The organism is Bacillus sp. LJBS06, assembly GCF_016924995.1.
Classification (GTDB): domain Bacteria; phylum Bacillota; class Bacilli; order Bacillales; family Bacillaceae; genus Bacillus; species Bacillus stercoris.
The window spans coordinates 1833308-1857112 of record NZ_CP070483.1; the positions used below are offsets into that span (position 1 = coordinate 1833308).

The following is a 23805-nucleotide window of genomic DNA, read 5'->3' on the forward strand; positions in this document are numbered from 1 at the left end:
GACGTCGGGTCTGCAAACGTTAAGATGGCAAGCTTGACAAGTATTTCCGACACATTTACAATGAAGTTGTAACATTTGTTTTTTTAACATGATTGTTAAACCATTTAAACTTGACAAGGGCGATGAACATACTCATTCCCTGTGAAGGTTCTGTATGTTGAGAAAACTAGACAATGTACATGCCGACACTTATTTAAGCAACAACCAAGTTCATAGCAAGAGGAGGTGAAAGTATGACCCCAATTATGATGGTTCTCATCTCCATTTTGCTGATTCTACTCGGTTTAGTTGTTGGCTACTTTGTTCGTAAAACCATTGCCGAAGCGAAAATTGCGGGCGCACGCGGTGCAGCCGAGCAAATTCTTGAAGATGCAAAGCGTGATGCTGAAGCACTGAAAAAAGAAGCTCTGCTTGAAGCAAAGGATGAAATCCACAAACTTCGAATAGATGCTGAACAGGAAGTTCGTGAAAGACGAAATGAGCTTCAAAAACAAGAAAACCGTTTACTCCAAAAGGAGGAAAACCTTGATCGCAAACATGAGGGAATTGATAAACGGGAAGCGATGTTGGAGAAGAAAGATCATTCTCTGAATGAACGACAACAACATATTGAAGAGATGGAAAGCAAAGTGGATGAGATGATTCGTATGCAGCAGTCAGAGTTGGAACGAATTTCGAGTCTGACTCGTGATGAAGCAAAGCAAATCATTCTTGAGCGGGTTGAAAACGAGCTTTCACATGACATCGCCATCATGACAAAAGAAACTGAAAACCGTGCGAAAGAAGAGGCGGATAAGAAAGCGAAAAACATTCTTTCACTCGCCTTACAGCGCTGCGCAGCGGACCACGTTGCCGAAACAACGGTATCAGTTGTCAATCTTCCAAATGATGAGATGAAAGGACGTATCATCGGACGGGAAGGGCGTAACATTCGTACGCTTGAAACGCTGACAGGAATTGACCTGATTATTGATGATACACCTGAAGCTGTCATTCTTTCCGGATTTGATCCGATCAGACGTGAGACAGCCAGAATTGCTCTTGATAAACTCGTTCAGGATGGCCGAATTCATCCGGCACGGATTGAAGAAATGGTTGAAAAATCTCGTCGCGAGGTCGATGACTATATTCGTGAGATGGGTGAACAGACGACATTTGAGGTTGGCGTTCACGGCCTCCACCCAGATCTCATCAAGATCCTCGGCCGCTTAAAGTTCCGTACAAGCTACGGTCAAAATGTGCTTAAGCATTCCATGGAAGTCGCATTCTTGGCCGGTCTAATGGCATCGGAGCTTGGTGAAGACGCAAAGCTTGCCAAACGTGCGGGTCTTCTTCACGACATCGGGAAAGCAATTGACCATGAAGTAGAAGGAAGCCACGTTGAAATCGGGGTAGAGCTTGCGACCAAATATAAAGAGCACCCAGTCGTGATTAACAGTATTGCATCACACCACGGGGATGAGGAGCCGACTTCCATTATCGCTGTGCTGGTCGCTGCAGCAGATGCGCTTTCCGCTGCAAGGCCTGGTGCGAGAAGTGAGACGCTCGAGAATTATATTCGAAGACTTGAAAAACTCGAAGAAATTTCTGAGTCCTACGAAGGTGTTGAAAAATCATTTGCCATTCAGGCTGGACGCGAAGTGCGCATTATGGTGAAGCCGGATTCAATTAATGATCTTGAAGCTCATCGACTGGCGCGAGATATCCGCAAGCGAATTGAGGACGAGCTCGATTATCCAGGTCATATTAAGGTGACTGTAATCAGAGAAACTCGTGCCGTAGAGTATGCAAAATAAAGTGATGCGCTAAGCATCACTTTATTTTTTTGACGGCTAAGGAATTTTCAAGAAGAAAGGATTTACAAAATGAGAATTTTATTTATCGGAGATGTTGTCGGTTCACCGGGCCGTGACATGGTCAAAGAATATGTACCAAAGTTAAAAACAAAATATAAGCCTCACTTTACCATTATTAATGGTGAAAATGCCGCACACGGAAAAGGCCTGACGGAAAAAATTTATCACAGCTTAATCCAGTCCGGTGCAGATGCAATCACAATGGGGAACCACACATGGGACAAAAAAGAAATTTTTGATTTTATAGATGACGTTCCGAATTTGGTTCGCCCGGCAAACTTTCCTGAAGGAACACCGGGGAAAGGGATCACATATGTGAAAGCAAACGGCAAAGAACTTGCGGTTATTAATTTGCAGGGACGTACGTTTTTACCGCCGCTTGATGACCCATTTTTAAAAGCGGATGAATTGATTGCTGAAGCTGCGAAAAGAACACCGTACATTTTTATCGACTTTCATGCCGAAGCGACAAGTGAAAAGCTCGCGCTTGGCTGGTACACGGATGGACGGGCATCAGCTGTTGTAGGAACTCATACACACGTGCAAACAGCGGATAACCGCATTTTGCCGAAGGGAACGGCATATATTACTGATGTAGGAATGACTGGCCCATATGACGGTATACTGGGAATGGACAGAGAGACGATTATTAAACGATTCAAAACGAACCTTCCAGTCCGGTTTACTGTCGCTGAAGGGAAAACAACGCTCAGCGGAGTTGTCATTGACATAGATGATCAAACGAAAAAAGCCGTGAAAATCGAGCGTGTTTTAATCAATGATGATCACATGTTCTTTGAATAATTGAACATAGGTTATTTTATAAAAATATTAAAAAGAAAAGCAGGAATATAGCAACTCCTTAGTGAATATAGTAAAAATGGAAGGTAGCCCGCTATTTTTGAAAAGCATTGTGGGGATGGCTTTTTGGATAGCAACATCTAATAATGATTGTTCTAATGAACACTCACTTATCCATTGTAAAACTAAGGGGGAGCAGAAATGGAAATCTTAAAAGTTTCAGCAAAATCGAGTCCAAATTCAGTGGCAGGTGCGCTTGCAGGCGTGTTGAGAGAGCGAGGAGCCGCCGAGATTCAAGCGATCGGAGCGGGTGCATTAAACCAGGCTGTAAAAGCTGTGGCGATTGCCAGGGGATTTGTGGCGCCTAGCGGCGTAGATTTGATTTGTATTCCGGCTTTTACAGATATTCAAATCGATGGGGAAGAAAGAACAGCGATTAAATTAATCGTGGAACCTCGCTAAAAACAAATAAAGTATTCTCAACCTGTTTGCGTAATGCAAACAGGTTGTTTTTCATTTATTGTGATATTTTCTCCCGATAGTATTTTTGGCATATAATGGGCGGATATGCAAAATCAGAAATGAGCTAAAGCGTTTCAAAAAAAATTCCGCCCATTTTTCAAGACAGATACTTTTGTCCTTCTGGAAAAGACAGTGCTGTTTACGCTTATTCCATATCATGGTACAATCCGAATGTAACAAGAATTTTTCAAGGAGGATTGTACATGCAGAGTGGAAAGATGAAAGCTCTAATGAAAAAGGACGGGGCGTTCGGTGCTGTGCTGACTGAAGTTCCTATTCCTGAGATTGATAAACATGAAGTCCTCATAAAAGTGAAAGCTGCTTCCATATGCGGCACGGATGTGCACATTTATAATTGGGATCAATGGGCACGTCAGAGAATCAAAACACCCTATGTTTTCGGTCATGAGTTCAGCGGAATTGTTGAAGCTGTGGGAGAGAATGTCAGCGGTGTAAAAGCAGGAGAATTTGTGTCGGCGGAAACACACATTGTCTGCGGTGAATGTGTCCCTTGTGTAACAGGAAAATCTCATGTTTGCACCAATACTGCGATTATCGGAGTGGACACGGCAGGCTGTTTTGCGGAATATGTAAAAGTTCCCGCTGATAACATCTGGAGAAATCCTGCTGAAATGGACCCGTCGATTGCTTCTATTCAAGAGCCTTTAGGAAATGCAGTTCATACCGTACTGGAGAGCCAGCCTGCAGGAGGAACGACTGCAGTGATTGGATGCGGACCGATTGGTCTTATGGCTGTTGCGGTTGCAAAAGCAGCAGGAGCTTCTCAGGTGATAGCAATCGATAAGAATGAATACAGGCTGAGGCTTGCCAAACAAATGGGAGCGACTTGTACTGTTTCTATTGAAAAAGAAGATCCGCTCAAAATTGTAAGCGCTTTAACGAATGAAGAAGGCGCAGATCTTGTTTGTGAGATGTCCGGCCATCCCTCAGCGATTGCCCAAGGTCTTGCGATGGCTGCGAATGGCGGGAGGTTTCATATTCTGAGTTTGCCGGAACATCCGGTGACAATTGATTTAACGAATAAAGTGGTATTTAAGGGGCTTACGATCCAAGGAATCACAGGAAGAAAAATGTTTTCAACCTGGCGCCAGGTGTCTCAACTGATCAGTTCAAACGTGCTAGATCTAGCACCTGTTATTACCCATCAGTTTCCGTTAGAGGAGTTTGAAAAAGGTTTCGAACTGATGAGAAGCGGCCAGTGCGGAAAAGTAATTTTAATTCCATAAAAGGGGGATAAACATGACGAAGGAATTTGAGTTTTTAAAAGCAGAGCTTGATAGAATGAAAGAAAACCATACATGGCAAGACATAAAACAGCTTGAATCTATGCAAGGCCCATCTGTCACAGTCAATCATCAAAAAGTCATTCAGCTTTCTTCTAATAATTACCTCGGATTTACTTCACATCCTAGACTCATCAACGCCGCACAGGAGGCCGTACAGCGGTATGGAGCCGGCACCGGATCAGTGAGAACGATTGCCGGCACATTTACCATGCATCAAGAACTTGAGAAAAAGCTGGCAGCCTTTAAAAAAACGGAGGCAGCACTTGTATTCCAATCAGGCTTCACAACGAACCAAGGCGTACTTTCAAGTATTCTTACAAAAGAGGATATTGTCATCTCAGATGAGCTGAACCATGCCTCTATTATTGACGGAATTCGACTGACAAAGGCGGATAAAAAGGTGTATCAGCACGTCGATATGAGTGATTTAGAGCGGGTGCTGAGAAAGTCAATGAATTATCGGATGCGTCTGATTGTGACAGACGGCGTATTTTCCATGGATGGCAACATAGCTCCTTTGCCTGATATTGTAGAGCTCGCTGAGAAATATGACGCATTTGTGATGGTGGATGACGCCCATGCATCCGGAGTGCTTGGTGAAAACGGCAGGGGAACAGTGAATCACTTCGGTCTTGATGGCAGAGTTCATATTCAGGTCGGAACACTAAGCAAGGCAATCGGAGTGCTTGGCGGCTATGCTGCAGGTTCAAAGGTGCTGATCGATTATTTGCGCCATAAAGGCCGTCCGTTTTTATTCAGCACATCCCATCCGCCTGCTGTCACTGCCGCTTGTATGGAAGCAATCGATGTCTTGCTGGAAGAGCCGGAGCATATGGAGCGCTTGTGGGAAAATACCGCTTATTTTAAAGCAATGCTTGTAAAAATGGGCCTGACTCTCACGAAGAGTGAAACGCCGATTCTTCCTATTTTAATAGGTGATGAAGGTGTGGCAAAGCAATTTTCTGATCAGCTCCTTGCTCGAGGCGTTTTTGCCCAAAGCATCGTTTTCCCGACTGTAGCAAAGGGTAAAGCCAGAATTCGCACGATTATAACAGCTGAGCATACCAAAGATGAACTGGATCAGGCGCTTGATGTCATCGAAAAGACGGCAAAGGAGCTCCAGCTATTGTAGGAGGAAGAGCAAACTCTTCCTCTTTTGATTCCTTATTGATTATTATTCTCAATGAGTGTACAATGATAGGTTGCCAGTTGTGCAGAGCTTCAATAACCTTTATACTGAAGGGTGGAAGTTTGGTTTGAAAGGAGAAAATATGATATGAATGAAAAACAAAAATTAGAGAGCGGACAAGTAAATCCATCGGACAAAAAATCCGAGAAGGATTACAGCAAGTACTTTGAAGCTGTTTACATTCCGCCTTCCTTAAAAGACGCGAAAAAAAGAGGCAAGGAAGCCGTTACTTATCATAATGACTTTAAAATTTCTGAACAATTTAAAGGCTTGGGAGACGGAAGAAAGTTTTATATCCGTACGTATGGCTGCCAAATGAATGAACACGATACAGAGGTTATGGCAGGAATCTTTATGGCGCTCGGTTACGAAGCGACAAACTCTGTTGATGATGCCAATGTCATTTTGTTAAACACATGCGCAATCCGTGAAAATGCCGAAAACAAGGTGTTTGGTGAGCTCGGGCACTTAAAAGCACTGAAAAAAAACAATCCCGATCTGATTTTAGGCGTGTGCGGCTGTATGTCTCAAGAGGAATCAGTCGTGAACCGGATTTTGAAAAAACATCCGTTTGTCGATATGATTTTCGGAACCCATAACATTCATCGCCTGCCGGAGCTTTTGTCAGAAGCATACCTTTCAAAAGAAATGGTCGTAGAAGTTTGGTCCAAGGAAGGGGACGTTATTGAAAACCTTCCGAAAGTCCGGAACGGAAAAATTAAGGGCTGGGTCAATATTATGTATGGCTGTGACAAATTCTGTACGTATTGCATTGTGCCTTACACACGCGGAAAAGAAAGAAGCCGCCGCCCTGAGGATATCATTCAGGAAGTGAGAAGGCTTGCGAGTGAAGGCTATAAGGAAATTACACTGTTAGGCCAAAACGTAAACGCATATGGAAAAGACTTTGAAGATATGACGTACGGACTTGGTGATTTGATGGATGAACTGAGAAAAATCGATATTCCGAGAATCCGCTTTACAACAAGTCATCCGCGCGACTTTGACGATCGCCTCATTGAAGTGCTGGCGAAAGGCGGAAATCTGCTTGATCACATTCATCTTCCGGTTCAATCAGGAAGCTCAGAAGTTCTGAAGCTGATGGCCCGCAAATATGACAGAGAGCGTTACATGGAGCTGGTTCGAAAAATTAAAGAAGCAATGCCGAACGCTTCTTTGACAACGGACATTATCGTCGGATTTCCGAACGAAACGGACGAACAGTTTGAAGAAACGCTTTCTCTATATCGTGAGGTGGAGTTTGACAGCGCCTATACGTTCATTTACTCTCCGCGTGAGGGCACTCCGGCTGCTAAGATGAAAGATAATGTACCGATGCGTGTGAAAAAAGAGCGCCTGCAGCGTCTAAACGCACTGGTGAATGAAATTTCTGCTAAAAAAATGAAGGAATACGAAGGCAAGGTTGTCGAAGTATTAGTTGAGGGTGAAAGCAAAAATAACCCTGATATTCTTGCCGGCTATACTGAAAAAAGCAAGCTTGTCAATTTCAAAGGGCCGAAGGAAGCCATAGGCAAAATCGTCCGCGTGAAAATCCAGCAAGCGAAAACATGGTCGCTTGATGGAGAAATGGTAGGAGAAGCAATCGAGGTGAAATAAGATGACGCTCTACTCAAAAAAAGACATTGTGCAGCAGGCACGGAACCTTGCAAAAATGATCTCTGAAACAGAAGAGGTTGATTTTTTCAAACGAGCTGAAGCGCAAATCAATGAGAATGACAAAGTGTCTGCAATCGTTAATCAGATTAAAGCCTTGCAAAAGCAGGCTGTCAATCTTAAGCATTATGAAAAACATGAAGCGCTCAAACAAGTAGAAGCAAAAATTGACGCGCTGCAAGAAGAGCTTGAAGGGATTCCTGTTATCCAGGAATTCAGAGACTCGCAGATGGAGGTAAATGACCTACTGCAGCTCGTTGCACACACCATTTCCAACCAAGTCACAAATGAAATCATCACGTCAACCGGAGGCGACCTGCTGAAAGGGGAAACCGGTTCAAAGGTGAAGCATTCAAATAACAGCTGTTCTCTCTAAAACACGGTGCCTTTACAGGCCCGTGTTTTTTTATCATTTATTTGGTTATAAATGAACTAAATAATCTATGTACTAAATGTTCAATTGGTTTTTCTGTGCTCAGCCGCGAGTAAACTTTATCGTACTTATAAGTAAAGTTTCTAGGCACACCTGCATACAATGGAACAGAAACTTTGTATTTTTATATTTTATTTATAAAAATGCACACTAGACAAATGCCCAGCATAAGATAACACGAAGAAGAACAAGGAGGCATGCCGGAATGTCTGAATACAGGGAAATTATCACGAAGGCAGTAGTAGCGAAAGGCCGAAAATTCACCCAATGCACCAACACTATCTCCCCTGAGAAAAAACCTAGCAGCATTTTGGGTGGTTGGATTATTAACCACAAGTACGACGCTGAAAAAATTGGAAAAACGGTAGAAATTGAAGGGTATTATGATATAAACGTATGGTACTCATACGCGGACAACACAAAGACAGAGGTTGTCACAGAACGGGTAAAATACGTAGATGTCATTAAACTCAGATACAGAGACAATAATTACTTAGATGATGAGCATGAAGTAATTGCCAAAGTGCTTCAGCAGCCAAACTGCCTTGAAGTGACTATTTCGCCGAATGGAAATAAAATCGTTGTGCAGGCAGAAAGAGAATTTTTGGCGGAAGTGGTAGGAGAAACAAAGGTAGTTGTTGAGGTCAATCCTGACTGGGAAGAGGAAGACGAGGAAGATTGGGAAGATGAGCTTGATGAAGAGCTTGAAGACATCAACCCGGAATTTTTAGTGGGAGATCCTGAAGAATAAAAAAGGGACTAGGGGAGACAGTACCCCCAAGTCTCTTTTTTATATTGATATATCATTCTTTTATCACTTTTTGTTTATGTTATAATGAAGGCTGGAAAATAGAAACGTTGATACATAGTGAGGGATTAAACAATGGCCGGTTATACGCCTATGATACAGCAATATTTAAAAATTAAGGCAGAGCACCAGGATGCCTTTTTATTTTTTCGACTGGGTGATTTTTACGAAATGTTTTTTGAGGACGCTAAAAAAGCGTCACAAGAGCTGGAAATTACGTTAACGAGCAGAGATGGCGGCGGGGCAGAAAAAATACCGATGTGCGGTGTGCCGTATCATTCTGCTTCTGCGTATATTGAACAGCTTATTAAAAAAGGATACAAAGTGGCGATCTGTGAACAGACGGAAGATCCGAAGGCCGCAAAGGGTGTTGTAAAAAGAGAAGTGGTTCAGCTTATTACGCCCGGAACTGTAATGGACGGCAAAGGCATCCATGAATCGGAAAATAACTTTATCGCATCTGTTTCAGTCTGCTCGAATGGATACGGGCTTGCGCTTTCCGATTTAACAACGGGAGAAAATTTGGCTGTTTTGATTGAACGGCTTGAAGACGTCATATCAGAAATTTATTCCGTCGGCGCCCGTGAAATCGTGGTTTCAGGAAGCCTGGATGCCGATACAGTCGGACAGCTAAAAGAGCGGTGCGGTGCAACAATTTCAATTGAAGACGGAGAAATAGACGAACACGTCACGATCATTGAGCACTTAAATAATGAAGATGTAACAAAAACATTTATGCGCTTATATGCGTATCTGAAAAGAACCCAAAAGCGCAGCCTTGATCATCTTCAGCCCGTGCAGGTGTATGAGCTTGAGGAAGCGATGAAAATCGACTTGTACTCAAAGCGTAACCTGGAGCTGACCGAAACGATCCGTTCGAAAAATAAAAAAGGCTCCCTTTTGTGGCTGCTGGATGAAACAAAAACGGCAATGGGAGGCCGGCTTCTTAAACAATGGATTGACCGGCCGCTTATCAGAGTCAATCAAATCGAAGAGCGCCAAGAAATGGTGGAAACATTGATGTCCCATTTCTTTGAACGGGAAGATCTACGTGAACGGTTAAAAGAAGTATATGATTTAGAACGTCTTGCCGGCCGCGTGGCATTCGGAAATGTCAATGCCCGGGATTTGATTCAGCTGAAGGAATCGTTAAAGCAAGTGCCTGGCATCAAACAGCTGGTTGCTTCACTTGCTCATGACAAGGCCAAGGAACGTGCAGAGCGTATTGACCCTTGCGGAGATGTACTTGAACTGCTGGAAGAAGCGCTGTACGAAAACCCTCCTTTATCGTTAAAAGAAGGAAACCTGATAAAAGACGGTTACAATCAAAAGCTTGATGAATACCGTGATGCAAGCAGAAACGGAAAAGACTGGATTGCCCGCCTGGAACAGCAGGAGCGGGAATACACAGGCGTTCGCTCTTTAAAGGTCGGCTTTAATAAAGTTTTCGGTTATTACATTGAGGTGACAAAAGCAAATTTGCATTTGCTTGAGGAAGGGCGTTATGAGCGGAAGCAGACGTTAACGAATGCAGAGCGCTACATTACACCAGAATTAAAAGAAAAAGAAGCGCTTATTTTAGAAGCGGAAAATAACATCTGTGAGCTGGAGTACGAGCTGTTTACCGAGCTGCGCGAGAAAGTGAAGCAGTATATTCCGCGGCTTCAGCAGCTTGCAAAACAGATGAGCGAGCTGGATGCGCTGCAATGCTTTGCGACAATTAGTGAAAATCGTCACTACACGAAACCGGAGTTCTCTAAAGATGAAGTCGAAGTGATTGAAGGCAGACACCCGGTTGTTGAAAAAGTCATGGACAGCCAGGAATATGTCCCGAACAACTGTATGATGGGCGATAACAGACAAATGCTTCTCATTACAGGTCCAAACATGTCAGGGAAAAGCACGTATATGAGACAAATCGCGCTCATTTCCATTATGGCGCAAATCGGCTGCTTTGTACCCGCGAAAAAAGCGGTACTTCCGATTTTTGATCAAATTTTTACGCGAATCGGCGCTGCAGATGATTTGATTTCCGGACAAAGTACATTTATGGTAGAAATGCTTGAAGCGAAAAATGCGATTGTCAATGCGACGAAAAACAGCCTCATTCTGTTTGATGAAATTGGGCGGGGCACGTCCACTTATGATGGCATGGCGCTGGCACAGGCGATTATTGAGTATGTTCACGATCATATCGGCGCCAAGACGCTGTTCAGCACACACTATCACGAGCTGACCGTTCTGGAGGACAAGCTGCCTCAGCTGAAAAACGTTCATGTTCGCGCTGAAGAATATAACGGAACTGTTGTCTTTCTTCATCAAATTAAAGAAGGTGCCGCTGATAAAAGCTATGGTATCCATGTAGCTCAGCTTGCTGAGCTGCCTGAAGATCTGATTGCGCGGGCTCAAGATATTTTAAAAGAGCTGGAGCAGTCAGGAAACAAACCAGAGGTGACCGTGCATAAATCCCAGGAGGAGAAACCCCAGGTGAAAGAAGAACCGGCACAGCTGTCTTTTTTTGACGCAGCGGAAAAGCCGGCTGATACACCAAAGCTTTCAAAAAAAGAAAAGCAGGTGCTCGATGCCTTCAAATCACTTAATATACTTGATATGACACCGCTTGAAGCGATGAATGAAATGTACAAGCTGCAAAAGAAATTACATTAAAACGGGGTGATGAATGTGGCAAAAGTCATCCAGCTGTCAGATGAGCTTTCAAATAAAATAGCGGCGGGCGAGGTTGTGGAACGGCCCGCCTCAGTCGTCAAGGAATTGGTGGAAAATGCGATCGACGCTGACAGCACAGTCATTGAAATTGATATTGAGGAAGCAGGACTTGCATCCATTCGGGTTTTGGATAACGGCGAAGGAATGGAGAATGAAGATTGCAAGCGTGCTTTCCGCCGCCACGCAACAAGTAAAATAAAAGATGAAAATGATTTATTCAGGGTAAGAACGCTTGGTTTTAGAGGAGAAGCCCTGCCGAGTATCGCGTCAGTCTCTCATCTGGAGATTACGACAAGCACTGGTGAAGGAGCTGGGACGAAGCTCGTCCTTCAAGGAGGAAACATCATTTCCGAATCGCGGTCCTCAAGCAGGAAGGGAACTGAAATTGTCGTTTCCAACTTGTTTTTTAACACACCGGCCCGTTTGAAGTATATGAAAACCGTTCATACAGAGCTTGGAAACATTACAGACGTGGTTAACCGTATTGCTCTGGCGCATCCAGAGGTATCGATCCGCCTGCGCCATCATGGGAAAAACCTGCTTCAAACGAATGGAAACGGAGATGTACGCCATGTCCTGGCAGCGATTTACGGCACTGCTGTCGCCAAAAAAATGCTTCCGCTGCATGTAAGCTCTTTGGATTTTGAAGTGAAGGGATATATCGCTCTCCCAGAGATTACACGGGCGTCGAGAAACTATATGTCGTCTGTGGTCAATGGCCGTTACATTAAAAATTTCCCGCTCGTCAAAGCGGTTCATGAAGGATATCATACGCTTTTGCCGATCGGACGCCATCCCATTACCTTTATAGAAATTACGATGGACCCGATTTTAGTCGATGTCAACGTGCATCCATCGAAGCTTGAGGTCCGGCTCAGCAAGGAAACAGAGCTTCATGACTTAATACGTGACGGGATTAAAGATGTATTTAAACAGCAGCAGCTGATTCCGAGTGCCCAGCTCCCGAAAAAATCAGCGCCTGCCATCAAAAATGAGCAGCAGATTATAACCTTTGATGAAAAACCTGCGGAAAAAAAAGTTCCGGAAAAATCGACTGCGCCATCTTATTCACCAATGAAGCTCAGCTCAGTCGTGAAAGAGCCGGTTGATGCGGAGGAAGAATTGCCTCCTCTCCATTTTGATGCTCCACCTATCGATGATGAGGAACAAACCCTTGAGGTGTCCAGTGTTTCAGAAGAACAGTCTGAAACATATGAGCAGGAATACCATGAGGAACAGCCGCCGCCAACGTCTGAGCGGGTTCCGATTATGTACCCGATCGGCCAGATGCACGGGACTTATATATTGGCACAAAATGAGAATGGCTTGTATATTATCGACCAGCACGCCGCCCAAGAACGTATTAAATACGAGTACTTCCGTGAAAAGGTGGGGGAGGTTGAACCTGAGGTCCAAGATATGATTGTACCGCTGACGTTCCACTACTCCACAAACGAGGCTTTGATTATCGACCAGCACAAACAAGAGCTCGAAAGTGTTGGTGTCTTTTTAGAGTCATTCGGCTCTAACAGTTACATCGTCCGCTGCCACCCGGCCTGGTTTCCAAAGGGAGAAGAAGCCGAGCTGATAGAAGAAATCATTCAGCAGGTGCTCGACTCCAAAAATATTGATATTAAAAAACTCCGTGAGGAAGCCGCGATTATGATGAGCTGCAAAGGCTCCATCAAAGCAAATCGCCACCTCAGAAACGACGAAATCAAAGCGCTTCTGGACGACCTCCGAAGCACATCAGACCCATTTACATGCCCGCACGGCCGCCCGATCATCATTCACCATTCCACTTATGAGATGGAAAAGATGTTCAAACGCGTGATGTAGCGGGGGTGGTGAAGGGGAATATACCCTTTGCCCATATTTTGCCCATGCATTTCAAGCATTGAGATATTCTTCGGAATTGATCAATGCTTTTTTTATTGTGTTTTTTCAGTGATATGAATTTAAACATTTGAAGTCATCTTGACTGTAGAAAATAAAGACTTACGTCAGCATAGGGAAGTCATTATATGGATTATGACGGAAGAGGATCGTTTGGAGTATATAAAAAACATCCAATCATCCCATTTATCCAGATGTATAATATTGGTAAATGAGACGAAAGTAACGAATGGTGCTATTGATTAAAGTATTAGGCTTTGAAGGAGCGGGAAGATTGAAAAGTAAATGAATGGTTTTACCCATTTAAACAACCTTATATCACGTGTATATTGGATTGTAGGGGAGGGATATCATGGTCAAGATCATATTGGCATTTGTTTATCTATTTGGCTTCGTTGTGTTGAGCAATTGGGCTTTCGACGGAATATTTCCCGAGAGCTATTTCTCGCCAATCAGTTTCCTTTGGTCTATTTTATTTACATTTTTCATAGGGGTTTATACCGGCTTGCCTTTAATCTACAAAAAGTTTTCTCAATCAAGCCGTTTGACTTTGAAAAGTAAAAAGCCGATTTATTTCACTATCGGTACAGCCGTTATTCTCTTTGGGCTTTATTTTCTCAAAAACGAAATCGTCCCCTATTTTATGCTATGTGGCTATTTTTTAACTCTGGCATCAGGTATAGCCCTGACCATCTTATTACAGCCCAAAACCAACAACTGTAAAACAGTATAACCAACAAGAACTAATGAAAGCCCGTCTCATAAGGCGGGCTTTATATAATTAATATTTGCTTTTTATCTCCATCTCCAATTTATTTCGTTGTCATCCTCGTAAATACCCGGCAATGAAATTCCTATTCTTTTTTGCTTGTCATCAACAATAAACCAATTATCATCGTCTATTAATTCATCGTCAAACTTTTCAATTGCAGAGGGATCATCTTCGTCCACCACGGCTCTAAAGAAGTCTTTGAATTTTTCCATCTTCTCATTAGGAATGATTTTCCTAATAAATTGAGGAGCGGCACTGCTAATGAGCGGGGGCGCTTTAAATTTTTGCTACTAATAAAACTATGTACTAAATTTTCAATTGTGAAAGTAATTTCGTGATTAAGGAGAGTAAGTTTCTCAAATAGTTCGACAAATTCTGCATATTGTTCCTTTATCCTCTCCTTTTACCGATAATAAGGTAGGGGGAGAGATAAGATGAATTTTGAGACTAAATATCTGATCAGATGGGGTATACCGGGATGGGTTTTTTTACTGATGAGTTTATGGCCATTTGTTATATTTTCTAAAGGCGTACCTATTAATGATCCAGTGAAAAGTATTAGCTTTATTTTTAGTACAGCGGTTATTGGCGTAGTAATTGGCTACCTCATCTATCAAGTTTATTTTGCTTATGATTGGTTGTTAGGTCTCTCGGAGAGGGAGTTTATAAATGGTGACGAACTGTCTCTTAGGCCATGGGGAAAGTGCTATCATTTCAACAAACGAAGTGAATATAGAAAATACAAGGCCAAACAATACTACAAGTTGGAATTCGAATGGCAAAATGAATTATCGAAAATTACTGACGAAAACAAGCGTACCTATATTGCGACGCGGTTTTCACATTTATTATCAACAACTCATAGTTTAGGAGCTCTATGCTGGTCGTTATTTATATCTTTATTTGTAAATTTGTTTCACCTGAGTTACTCAATTACTTATGTGAGAACATTGCTTTATACTGGATCAATTGTTTTAAATTGCATTTTAATTTTGCTTATTTTATTACCTTCTATCGCCAATCAAAAGTATTACTCGCGTAATGTTAATGCTTTTAGAATGCACTTTTTAAATGAATTTAAAAAATAGGGCGCTTTTTAAAGGTGCTTTTTTATATTCTCTGTAAACTGCTTCCGGTAAATCTCAAGATAGACTATTGGCGGTTAACGGCTTTAGTGCGGTGGCAGTTTAGAGTTTGTTTCGGCAATCACATGGCAAAACGCCATAAAAACTTCTTATGGCGTCTGCCGTACAGGGAGGTGAGTCAAAAAGACTTTGGATACTCTTAGATTAGTAAAGGAATGAAGCACCAACAATGATCAACAAGATGAACAACACTACGATCAATACGAAGCTGCTTCCGCCGGAATATCCGCCGCCAGAGTATCCACCAGAATATCCACCGTAGAATCCCATGATGTCACCTCCTTTAGTCGAGATAGAATAAGGTATGCGAAACAATAACTTTCGACATAGTTTTAAGTCTAAAAAAGAAGAAATGAATATTTTGTCTAAAGGTGTACCAGTGGATTTCAGCAGACTATTAACAGTTGTACCTCACCTTCATCTTCATCCACAGCAGTTGCGATTGAACCAACCTTATTAAAATACATCTCTACATCAACCCCTGATGAAGTTTTGCGATATCAATGCTTTTTATGTATCCATTGGAGTGTGAAACGGTTGTAAACGTGTGATCCATCATACTTCACGGATATATCCATCTACATAACAAAATTTACATTTACAGGAAATTCAAAATGATGTATATTTTGGGTGAGGGGGTGGAAACACATGGCATGTGGTCCAAAGATCATTATCTTTTTAGATGAACTTGATGATCCGAATGTAAGAATCATTCTAGAATGCAGAATTTAAAATACTACATTGTGTTTGCTCCCTGTTCGTGTGAGCAGGGAGTTTTTTTCGTTTATATAACTGGTGATGTCCAAATATAAGGTGTTATGAATTCTCCATATCTGCCATCGGCATTTTTAAGCGGCTTCTCTATTTGGCTGGTTATCAAAAGCAAGTTCAATGAAAGCCATCAAAGCTGATATCACAACAAGCAAGACATCTGGAATATAAATAGACTGCATAAAGTAATCTGCAAAACAGATCGTTATAAGATTGCTGATAAAATACAGTATAAAAGCAAAAAGTGCAGTCTTTTTCAAAGAAAGTGATTTTTCCAAAATGATAGAGATTATCTTTGTGAGTGGGTCTATGATTACGCCTACAGCAAAGCAGGCTAAAATAAATAAAGCTAATGTTTGATTTGAAGCGTATGTGATGCCAAGTATGGAGAATAATCCTTTCATCCCGAAGAAAAAGCCGCCGAAGATGACTGCAAGTGCAATAGCCACGATAAAAATGACAGATATAATTCCGATTAATTTTGATTTCAGGTTAAAATCCTTAGAGTGCTCGTTCTGTTCTTTTTGGCACAAGGATGACACTCCCTTCACCTGCTTACTCATACAAACCTTTATCCTTAAATGAACCCAAAATATCTATAAGTCTGTTTCTGACGAAAGTAGTATAACATATTTTAACAAAACCAAAAAAGGCCCTTTCCGCTGGGGAAGGGCCTTTTTCACCATGTTAATTTCTGAGATTCGCCGAAGTTTTCTCTTTTTTTGGCCAAATAAAATAGCTGGCTGTAATGAGAAAGTCAATGCCTATAATGACAGTCCACAGTTTAAGAATGCCGCTCAATGCCTCGGTTCGGGCAGAGTCGTTGATAAAATAAATCATCCCTGCCAATAGTCCCGCACCAATTAAGTAGGCCAGCACATGTCTTAGCCAGCCTTTCGCACCGTGCTTGGCATGATCCATTCCAAAACGTTTCAGAGGTTTTGCGCCTTTTTTTGTCACATAATATTGAAATTTCTCATCTGCCCATTGAATCATTTGTTTCCCATAAGCGATCGATATACCGATGTAAACAGCTGCAATTCCATGTGCTGCGGTCGCTGAGGCTCCGCGGTAAAGGTCCACACCAGTTGCCGCTAATAAGATTAAATCGATAACTGGAGTTAAGGCAAGGAATAGCAGTCCTAATGTATGTCGTTTGAATAGGTAGCGTACAGCAAGCCCCAAAACAATGACAACCCAAAACGCAATTTCACAGAAAACAATCATCCATGCGATACCGTTCAATCCATTCCCCTCTTTTCAATACAGTTGTATTATTTAAATAATATGTTACCACCTTTGTTTTTGTAACACAACTGTATTATAAAAATTGCCCTCTCATTTTTTTCTTGTTACAATAAAGCTATGCCAAAACAAATTGACCATGAGAAAAGAAGAAAACAAATTGCAGAAGCGACGTGGCGCGTTATTTTAGAACGGGGGATGGAGGGAGCATCAGCCAGGAACATTGCAAAGGAAGCAGGATTGTCATTAGGTGCGCTGCGCCATTATTTCACTACACAGGATGAACTGCTTGCGTTTGCAATGAAACTTGTTCAAGAAAAGGTGACGGCTCGAATTAAGGACATTGCCATGAAGGATTTACTCCCTAAGGAAAAAGTGTTGCACATTTTGCTTGAAATTGTCCCAACGAATGAAGAAACGATAAGAGAGATGGAGGTTTGGTTTGCTTTTACTGCTTATGCCAGACATAAAAAGGATATGTTTGATGCGAATCATGACGGGATTTTCAGCGGCATGCGGAATCTGATTGCCTATTTAGATAAATCCGGTTTACTAAAGCAGAATGCTGATAAAAACATTGAGGCTGAGAGGCTTTACGCGCTTGTTGACGGCTTGGCTTTACATGCGATGCTCGACCCTGTGCGAGTGAATAAAGACAGAATCAAGCGGGTCATTATGCAGCATGTAGAGTCCATTTGCGTGGAAGATACACGCGAGACACAAAAACGAAATCTCTAAGGAACTAGTGCGAAAAGCGATTCTTGTTGGACATGCTTCCAAAAGAATCGCTTTTTCTATATGCAAAGAACAAGGATCTCTGAAAAAAATGGAAAACAATCATACTGTTTGATAAAGTGGAATGAAAGATGGAGGGTGAACATCGGTCCATCATTTAAGAACTTTACATGATAGGGATGGTATAAATGAATCTTACTTATAAGGTGCATCCAATTAAAACAAGGTATCAGGGCTGGACGAATTATTGCTATATCATTGAAGATATTGTAAGCAGATCTGCAATTGTTGTTGATCCCTCATGGGAATTGAGTAAAATAACAACTGCACTTTCTGAACTAAAAGCTGAATTAAAGGCAGTCGCATTGACACATTCTCATTATGATCATGTAAACCTAGTAGACCCGCTGACGAAGATGTTTAACGCTCAAGTTTATATGTCGAAAAAAGAAATTGATTATTATCAATTCCGATGCAGAAATTTAATTAGCCTAGAGGATCATCAGACGATCAGCATAGGGAACACAAGTGCACAATGCCTTCTCACACCGGGGCATACAGCCGGCGGAATGTGTTATTTGTTTTCTGAAAGTATTTTTACCGGAGATACGGTGTTTACGGAAGGGTGCGGCATATGTGAGGATGATGGCAGTTCTGCGGGAGAGATGTTTGATAGCATTCAAAGAATAAAATCGGAGGTTTCACCCCATGTACGGGTGTATCCTGGTCACTCTTTTGGCAAATCGCCCGGCCATTCAATAAAGGATCTTTATCAGCATAATATTTACTTTCAAATTGATAAGAAGGAATACTTTGTGAAATTTCGCACCCGTAAAAATCAAAAAGGCATTTTTGATTTTAAATAATCTTTTTGAATCTATTATCCTATTTTTCTTCGAATATCTAAATGCTTTTTATTTTTCAAAATGATTACATAGGAGGGTGTTATTTATTTTGAAAACTTATTAGGAAGAAAATGAAGCGCATTATCTTGATATGTCGCCCTATACGTGATGCAGGTCCTTTTTCTTATATTCTGTTATAACTCCTGATCCTTTATTCCTCAATTGAAAGAAGCAGAAAAACAATTGGGTTAACTGTAGGAAAAATTAACTTGACGGATAATATTTACAGAGGTTACCATCAACTTGAACATGCTACTATTTATCCGGTCCTCACTATTTTTTATAAAAACATACAAAAGTGAAACACATCTACTATCGGAAGGGTGGCTTTGAGAGAATGATCACATATGTTTTTCCGGGGCAGGGTTCGCAGAAACAAGGAATGGGTAGCGGCTTATTCGATGAATTTAAAGAACTGACGGATCAGGCAGATGAGATCTTAGGCTATTCAATCAAACGTCTTTGCCTGGAAAATCCTTATTCCAATTTAAATAAAACGCAATTTACTCAGCCGGCGTTATATGTGGTAAACGCACTAAGCTATCTGAAAAAAATCAAGGAAAAAGAAGTTAAGCCTGACTTTGTCGCCGGCCACAGCTTGGGTGAATACAATGCGTTATTTGCAGCTGAAGCCTTTGACTTTGAGACAGGTTTACAGCTTGTCAGAAAAAGAGGCGAGCTGATGAGTCTGGTAAGCAACGGCGGTATGGCAGCTGTTATGGGACTAAATGAAGAGCAGGTTGCAAAGGCTCTGAAAGAACATCATTTATATGATGTTGATATTGCTAATGTGAACGCCCCATATCAAATTGTAATTTCAGGGCAAAAAGATGAGATTGAAAAAGCCGCATCTCTTTTTGATACGTTGACTGAAGTTACAATGGTACTCCCCTTAAACGTAAGCGGCGCGTTTCATTCCAGGTACATGAATAAAGCAAAAGAAGAATTCGAGGAGTTCCTTCATGCCTTTCATTTTTCGCCCCCGTCTATCCCGGTTATTTCAAATGTGTATGCCAAACCGTATACATCCGAATTCATGAAGCAGACGCTGGCCGATCAAATTAATCATTCAGTGAAATGGACTGAGAGCATAAGCTACTTAATGAATAAAGGCCATATGGAGTTTGAGGAGATAGGTCCAGGAAATGTTTTAACCGGGTTAATACATCGCATAAAGAAAGAAGCGGAACCAATGCACCGTTAAAAACTTTTGTTCCTATGGCCTTGTACCTCGTTAATTAGAGCTAAAGACAGATTTCCTTTCCTTTAAGGTAGAAAGTTTTAAAGAGTCAATCGTTCGTTTGACACTGTTTCTAATTAAATAACTTTATATACTGTTACATAAAGAGGCTGAAAAAAGTTAGACATTTGAACTATGTCAGCCAGATTTACAAACCATCGCTCTCACATCTAGATGGTCCCTTTTTAACTGCACCCACCAATCATAGAGTCGATGTTTTTTGCTGATCCTGTCATCATGTTACATCAATTTTGAGATATCAACATACATCTACGATCACTTCATAAATGAACCGCATCCAGAGCACTAATAGCATTCCTTCCAAAGTTGAATCTCCTTTACTTTTTTTCATATAAGACTTTTTTATTTATTTTCTTTCAATCGCTGCTATATGTCTTTACAGCATATATAGAACTGAAAAATCAAAATAGCCGTCATAAATATAAAAAAAGAAGGTTATACACATGAATGAACCGCTTGTTTTTATGTTTTCCGGACAAGGTTCCCAATACTATCACATGGGGAAAGAACTATTTAAGGAAAATGCCGTGTTTCGCCAATCGATGCTTGAAATGGATGCCATTGCAGCACGGCGAATCGGCACATCTATTGTTGAAGAAATCTACCATCAAGATAAACGGGTGTCAGATCCGTTTGATCGTATTCTTTTTTCCCATCCAGCTATTTTTATGGTTGAGTATTCCTTATATAAAGTTTTGGAAGACAGGGGAATTTATCCTGATTACGTATTGGGATCAAGCCTGGGAGAATTCGCATCAGCGGCAATTTCTGGTTTGTCAAACGCAGAGGATATACTGGATTGCATACTTGAACAGGCTATTGTCATCCAAAATTCCTGCGATAAAGGTAAAATGCTGGCCATTCTTGACAAACCGCAATTGCTGAAAGATTATCCGCAACTGTTTAGAAATAGTGAACTTATTTCTATCAATTATGATTCGCACTTCGTCATTTCTGGTGAAGAAAATCATATAAAGCAGATTATGGAGGCTTTAAAAGAGAAACAGATTCTTTGCCAGCTGCTTCCTGTATCCTATGCTTTTCATTCTTCGCTTATCGATCCGGCAGAGAGTGCCTATGAAGAATTTTTAAGATCAAAATCTTTTAAAAAACCGTTCATACCGATTGTATCGAGCTTAACGGGAAGCTGCCTTCACGTAATCGACAAGCATTTCTTTTGGAATGTGGTCAGAAAACCAATGATGTTTCGTGAAGCGATTCGATATTTGGAAAGCAAGCATACATGCAAGTTTATCGATTTAGGGCCATCCGGCACCTTAGCTGCATTTGTGAAACAGCTGATTCCGGGTGATTCAGCTGACCGCTGCTGCTCAATCATAACACCATTTCATCAGGAGCTGAAAAATCTGAATACGGTTGAGGGTTTCCGTACACCAGAAAGGAAGTTTACAAGATGATTACATATGTCTTTCCAGGGCAAGGCTCCCAGCAAAAGGGAATGGGACAAGGATTATTTGAACAATATCAGCATTTGACTGATCAAGCAGATCAAATATTGGGCTATTCAATAGAGAAGCTATGTACAGAGAAATCCTATTTGGATGTAAACCATACTGAATACACGCAGCCTGCTTTATATGTTGTAAATGCACTCAGTTATTTGAAGCGAGTGGAGGAAACCGGCAGAAAACCTGATTTTGCGGCAGGACACAGCTTAGGAGAATACAATGCGTTGTTGGCTGCCGGTGCATTTGATTTTGAAACCGGATTAAGACTTGTCAAAAAAAGAGGAGAATTGATGGGACGCATTACAGGAGGCGGAATGGCTGCTGTGATCGGCCTGAATAAGGAACAAGTTACAGCCGTTTTAGAAGAGCACCGCCTTCATGACATTGATGTGGCAAATGAAAATACGCCTCGGCAAATTGTAATTTCCGGCCCGAAAAAAGAGATTGAAAAAGCTCGGGCTGTTTTTGAAAACACCAAGGATGTAAAGCTGGTTCATCCATTAAATGTGAGCGGAGCTTTTCATTCCAGATATATGAATCAAGCAAAACAGGTCTTTAAGCAATATATTGACTCATTCCAGTTTGCACCTTTGGCGATCCCGGTTATCTCCAATGTCTATGCAGAGCCATACCATCAGGAACGGTTAAAAGATACATTATCTGAACAAATGGACAACACAGTGAAATGGACGGACAGCATTCGTTTTCTGATGGGAAGAGGAGAAATGGAGTTTGAAGAGATTGGGCCTGGTACTGTATTAACCGGTCTCATTCATCGGATTAAAAATGAAGCTGAACCATTGACATATATACCGAAAAAGAATCTCGCGATCAACGTGCATCTAAAGGAAAAAACCAATGTTCAAGCCGGCATTACGGCAGAATCTTTAGGAAGTGCTGAATTTAAACAGGATTATCATCTTACATACGCTTATCTTGCAGGAGGAATGTACCGCGGAATTGCTTCGAAAGAAATGGTAGTAAAGCTCTCAAGAGCGGGAATGATGGGGTTCTTTGGCACAGGCGGTCTGAGTCTGAATGAGGTTGAAGATGCGATCCGTGCTATACAAGGTGAATTAGGGAAAGGACAAGCCTACGGCATCAATCTGGTACACAATATGAAACATACTGAATCAGAGGAAAAAATGATCGATCTTTTATTGAGGAATCAAGTGAGCGTTGTGGAAGCTTCAGCATTTTTAAGTGTCACTCCTGCATTAGTAAGGTACCGCGCAAAAGGAGTGAAACGAAATGAAAATGGTGAGGTTATATGCTCAAATCGTCTCATAGCAAAAATATCACGTCCGGAAGTTGCAGAGTCATTTCTGAGCCCTGCGCCTGAGAATATGCTGCAAAAGCTTTTAGGAGAAAATAAAATCACCATGAATGAAGCAGAGTTGCTGCGGTGCATTCCGATGGCTGACGATATTTGTGTGGAAGCTGATTCAGGCGGACACACAGATGGCGGTGTGGCATACAGCCTGATGCCGGCGATGACATCTTTAAGAGATGACATGATGAAAAAATATCAATATCGGAAAAAAATAAGAGTTGGTGCAGCTGGAGGGATTGGAACACCTGAGGCAGCGATGGCGGCTTTTATGCTTGGGGCAGATTTTATTCTAACAGGTTCAATCAATCAATGTACGGTTGAGGCGGCAACAAGTGATAAAGTAAAGGATTTGCTTCAGCAGATGAATGTACAAGATACAGCCTATGCGCCTGCTGGCGATATGTTTGAATCGGGCAGTAAAGTGCAAGTGCTAAAAAAAGGCGTGTTCTTTCCCGCACGTGCAAACAAGTTATATGAACTGTACCAGCGGTATGGTTCTATACGTGAGCTGGATGCAAAGATGCTGGCCCAGCTTGAGGAGAAATACTTTAAACGCAGTATAGAAGACATATATAAAGATATTGCATTGCATTATCCCGCGGCAGACATTGAGAAGGCTGAACAAAACCCGAAGCATAAAATGGCTTTGATTTTCCGATGGTACTTCAGATACAGCTCAAAATTGGCAATCAGCGGAAGCGAACATTCGAAGGTTGATTATCAAATTCACTGCGGTCCCGCGCTGGGAGCCTTTAATCAATGGGTCAAAGGATCGCAATTAGAAAATTGGCGAAACCGTCATGTCGATGAAATCGCGAAAAAATTAATGACAGAAACGGCAGTATTGCTTCATGAACGGATGCAATCGATGTATCAGCCGTCGCATGAAACAGACAATATAAGGATGGAAGTTTGAAAATTATGAAAATATACCTATAAAAATCATTAAAATGATC

Annotated in this window: 21 protein-coding genes and 1 pseudogene; 18 read left to right on the top strand and 4 right to left on the bottom strand. The window is 41.6% G+C overall.

Annotation, left to right across the window (positions count from 1 at the left end):
• The first annotated feature begins 233 nt into the window (after nucleotides 1-233).
• The 11 genes from rny to JQX68_RS09505 all read left to right on the top strand — a co-directional run bounded on the left by rny (nucleotide 234) and on the right by JQX68_RS09505 (nucleotide 13946).
• On the top strand, nucleotides 234-1796 hold the full coding sequence (gene rny / locus JQX68_RS09455) for a ribonuclease Y (RefSeq protein WP_003221010.1): 1563 nt from the start codon (nucleotides 234-236) through the stop codon (nucleotides 1794-1796).
• A 69-nt stretch (nucleotides 1797-1865) separates the two neighbouring features.
• On the top strand, nucleotides 1866-2660 hold the full coding sequence (gene ymdB, locus JQX68_RS09460) for a 2',3'-cyclic-nucleotide 2'-phosphodiesterase (RefSeq protein ID WP_040083141.1): 795 nt from the start codon (nucleotides 1866-1868) through the stop codon (nucleotides 2658-2660).
• A 198-nt stretch (nucleotides 2661-2858) separates the two neighbouring features.
• Nucleotides 2859-3119: a stage V sporulation protein SpoVS gene (gene spoVS / locus JQX68_RS09465; protein WP_003154135.1), complete on the top strand. Its 261-nt coding sequence runs from the start codon at nucleotides 2859-2861 to the stop codon at nucleotides 3117-3119.
• A gap of 263 nt (nucleotides 3120-3382) precedes the next feature.
• Entirely contained in the window at nucleotides 3383-4426 is a 1044-nt protein-coding gene (tdh, locus tag JQX68_RS09470; RefSeq protein ID WP_147771908.1) for an L-threonine 3-dehydrogenase, read from the top strand.
• Between the two features lie 13 nt (nucleotides 4427-4439).
• A complete protein-coding gene (locus JQX68_RS09475; protein ID WP_147771909.1) occupies nucleotides 4440-5618 on the top strand; it encodes a glycine C-acetyltransferase in 1179 nt (392 codons plus the stop codon).
• A gap of 144 nt (nucleotides 5619-5762) precedes the next feature.
• Nucleotides 5763-7292 (top strand): tRNA (N6-isopentenyl adenosine(37)-C2)-methylthiotransferase MiaB, encoded by a 1530-nt coding sequence (miaB, locus tag JQX68_RS09480; RefSeq protein WP_014664026.1) that lies wholly within the window; start codon nucleotides 5763-5765, stop codon nucleotides 7290-7292.
• 1 nt (nucleotide 7293) lies between these two features.
• Complete coding sequence (gene ricA / locus JQX68_RS09485) at nucleotides 7294-7725, top strand: regulatory iron-sulfur-containing complex subunit RicA (RefSeq protein ID WP_014664027.1); 432 nt, start codon at nucleotides 7294-7296, stop codon at nucleotides 7723-7725.
• Between the two features lie 262 nt (nucleotides 7726-7987).
• Nucleotides 7988-8533 carry an outer spore coat protein CotE gene (gene cotE / locus JQX68_RS09490; RefSeq protein WP_003221022.1) on the top strand — a complete coding sequence of 182 codons (546 nt, stop codon included), beginning with the start codon at nucleotides 7988-7990 and terminating at the stop codon, nucleotides 8531-8533.
• 132 nt (nucleotides 8534-8665) lie between these two features.
• Complete coding sequence (mutS, locus tag JQX68_RS09495; protein ID WP_147771910.1) at nucleotides 8666-11257, top strand: DNA mismatch repair protein MutS; 2592 nt, start codon at nucleotides 8666-8668, stop codon at nucleotides 11255-11257.
• 15 nt (nucleotides 11258-11272) lie between these two features.
• A complete protein-coding gene (gene mutL, locus JQX68_RS09500) occupies nucleotides 11273-13156 on the top strand; it encodes a DNA mismatch repair endonuclease MutL (RefSeq protein WP_147771911.1) in 1884 nt (627 codons plus the stop codon).
• A gap of 409 nt (nucleotides 13157-13565) precedes the next feature.
• Nucleotides 13566-13946 carry a hypothetical protein gene (locus JQX68_RS09505; protein ID WP_205440632.1) on the top strand — a complete coding sequence of 127 codons (381 nt, stop codon included), beginning with the start codon at nucleotides 13566-13568 and terminating at the stop codon, nucleotides 13944-13946.
• Between the two features lie 62 nt (nucleotides 13947-14008).
• On the opposite strand, the gene JQX68_RS09510 is transcribed toward JQX68_RS09505, so the two are convergent.
• Nucleotides 14009-14197 carry a hypothetical protein gene (locus JQX68_RS09510; protein WP_014664031.1) on the bottom strand — a complete coding sequence of 63 codons (189 nt, stop codon included), beginning with the start codon at nucleotides 14195-14197 and terminating at the stop codon, nucleotides 14009-14011.
• A gap of 222 nt (nucleotides 14198-14419) precedes the next feature.
• Here JQX68_RS09510 and JQX68_RS09515 point away from each other — a divergent pair, with 222 nt between their 5' ends.
• Nucleotides 14420-15073, top strand: coding sequence for a BA5345 family protein (locus JQX68_RS09515; protein WP_014664032.1), 654 nt, complete (start codon nucleotides 14420-14422; stop codon nucleotides 15071-15073).
• A gap of 201 nt (nucleotides 15074-15274) precedes the next feature.
• Here JQX68_RS09515 and JQX68_RS09520 read toward each other — a convergent pair whose 3' ends face one another.
• The 3 genes from JQX68_RS09520 to JQX68_RS09530 all read right to left on the bottom strand — a co-directional run bounded on the left by JQX68_RS09520 (nucleotide 15275) and on the right by JQX68_RS09530 (nucleotide 17146).
• The gene (locus JQX68_RS09520; RefSeq protein ID WP_014664033.1) at nucleotides 15275-15400 is read right to left on the bottom strand and encodes a YjcZ family sporulation protein; all 126 of its coding nucleotides are present in this window, start codon (nucleotides 15398-15400) and stop codon (nucleotides 15275-15277) included.
• A 578-nt stretch (nucleotides 15401-15978) separates the two neighbouring features.
• The gene (locus JQX68_RS09525) at nucleotides 15979-16434 is read right to left on the bottom strand and encodes a regulatory YrvL family protein (protein ID WP_014664034.1); all 456 of its coding nucleotides are present in this window, start codon (nucleotides 16432-16434) and stop codon (nucleotides 15979-15981) included.
• Nucleotides 16435-16588: 154 nt separating this feature from the next.
• Nucleotides 16589-17146, bottom strand: coding sequence for a hypothetical protein (locus JQX68_RS09530; RefSeq protein WP_041521340.1), 558 nt, complete (start codon nucleotides 17144-17146; stop codon nucleotides 16589-16591).
• A 120-nt stretch (nucleotides 17147-17266) separates the two neighbouring features.
• On the opposite strand from JQX68_RS09530, the gene JQX68_RS09535 reads away from it, so the two are divergent.
• From JQX68_RS09535 to fabD (JQX68_RS09555), 6 genes and pseudogenes are all read left to right on the top strand, one after another.
• Nucleotides 17267-17884, top strand: coding sequence for a TetR/AcrR family transcriptional regulator (locus tag JQX68_RS09535; RefSeq protein WP_147771913.1), 618 nt, complete (start codon nucleotides 17267-17269; stop codon nucleotides 17882-17884).
• Nucleotides 17885-18069: 185 nt separating this feature from the next.
• Nucleotides 18070-18747, top strand: coding sequence for an MBL fold metallo-hydrolase (locus tag JQX68_RS09540; protein WP_040083127.1), 678 nt, complete (start codon nucleotides 18070-18072; stop codon nucleotides 18745-18747).
• 182 nt (nucleotides 18748-18929) lie between these two features.
• Nucleotides 18930-19127 (top strand): annotated as a pseudogene (locus JQX68_RS21965) (hypothetical protein).
• Entirely contained in the window at nucleotides 19124-19990 is an 867-nt protein-coding gene (gene fabD / locus JQX68_RS09545) for an ACP S-malonyltransferase (protein ID WP_147771914.1), read from the top strand. Before JQX68_RS21965 ends, fabD (JQX68_RS09545) begins: the two are co-directional and overlap by 4 nt.
• 500 nt (nucleotides 19991-20490) lie before the next feature.
• Nucleotides 20491-21465 carry an acyltransferase domain-containing protein gene (locus JQX68_RS09550; protein WP_134975507.1) on the top strand — a complete coding sequence of 325 codons (975 nt, stop codon included), beginning with the start codon at nucleotides 20491-20493 and terminating at the stop codon, nucleotides 21463-21465.
• On the top strand, nucleotides 21462-23765 hold the full coding sequence (gene fabD / locus JQX68_RS09555; RefSeq protein WP_147771915.1) for an ACP S-malonyltransferase: 2304 nt from the start codon (nucleotides 21462-21464) through the stop codon (nucleotides 23763-23765). The genes JQX68_RS09550 and fabD (JQX68_RS09555) overlap by 4 nt, the downstream gene beginning before the upstream one ends.
• The last annotated feature ends 40 nt before the right edge of the window (nucleotides 23766-23805 follow it).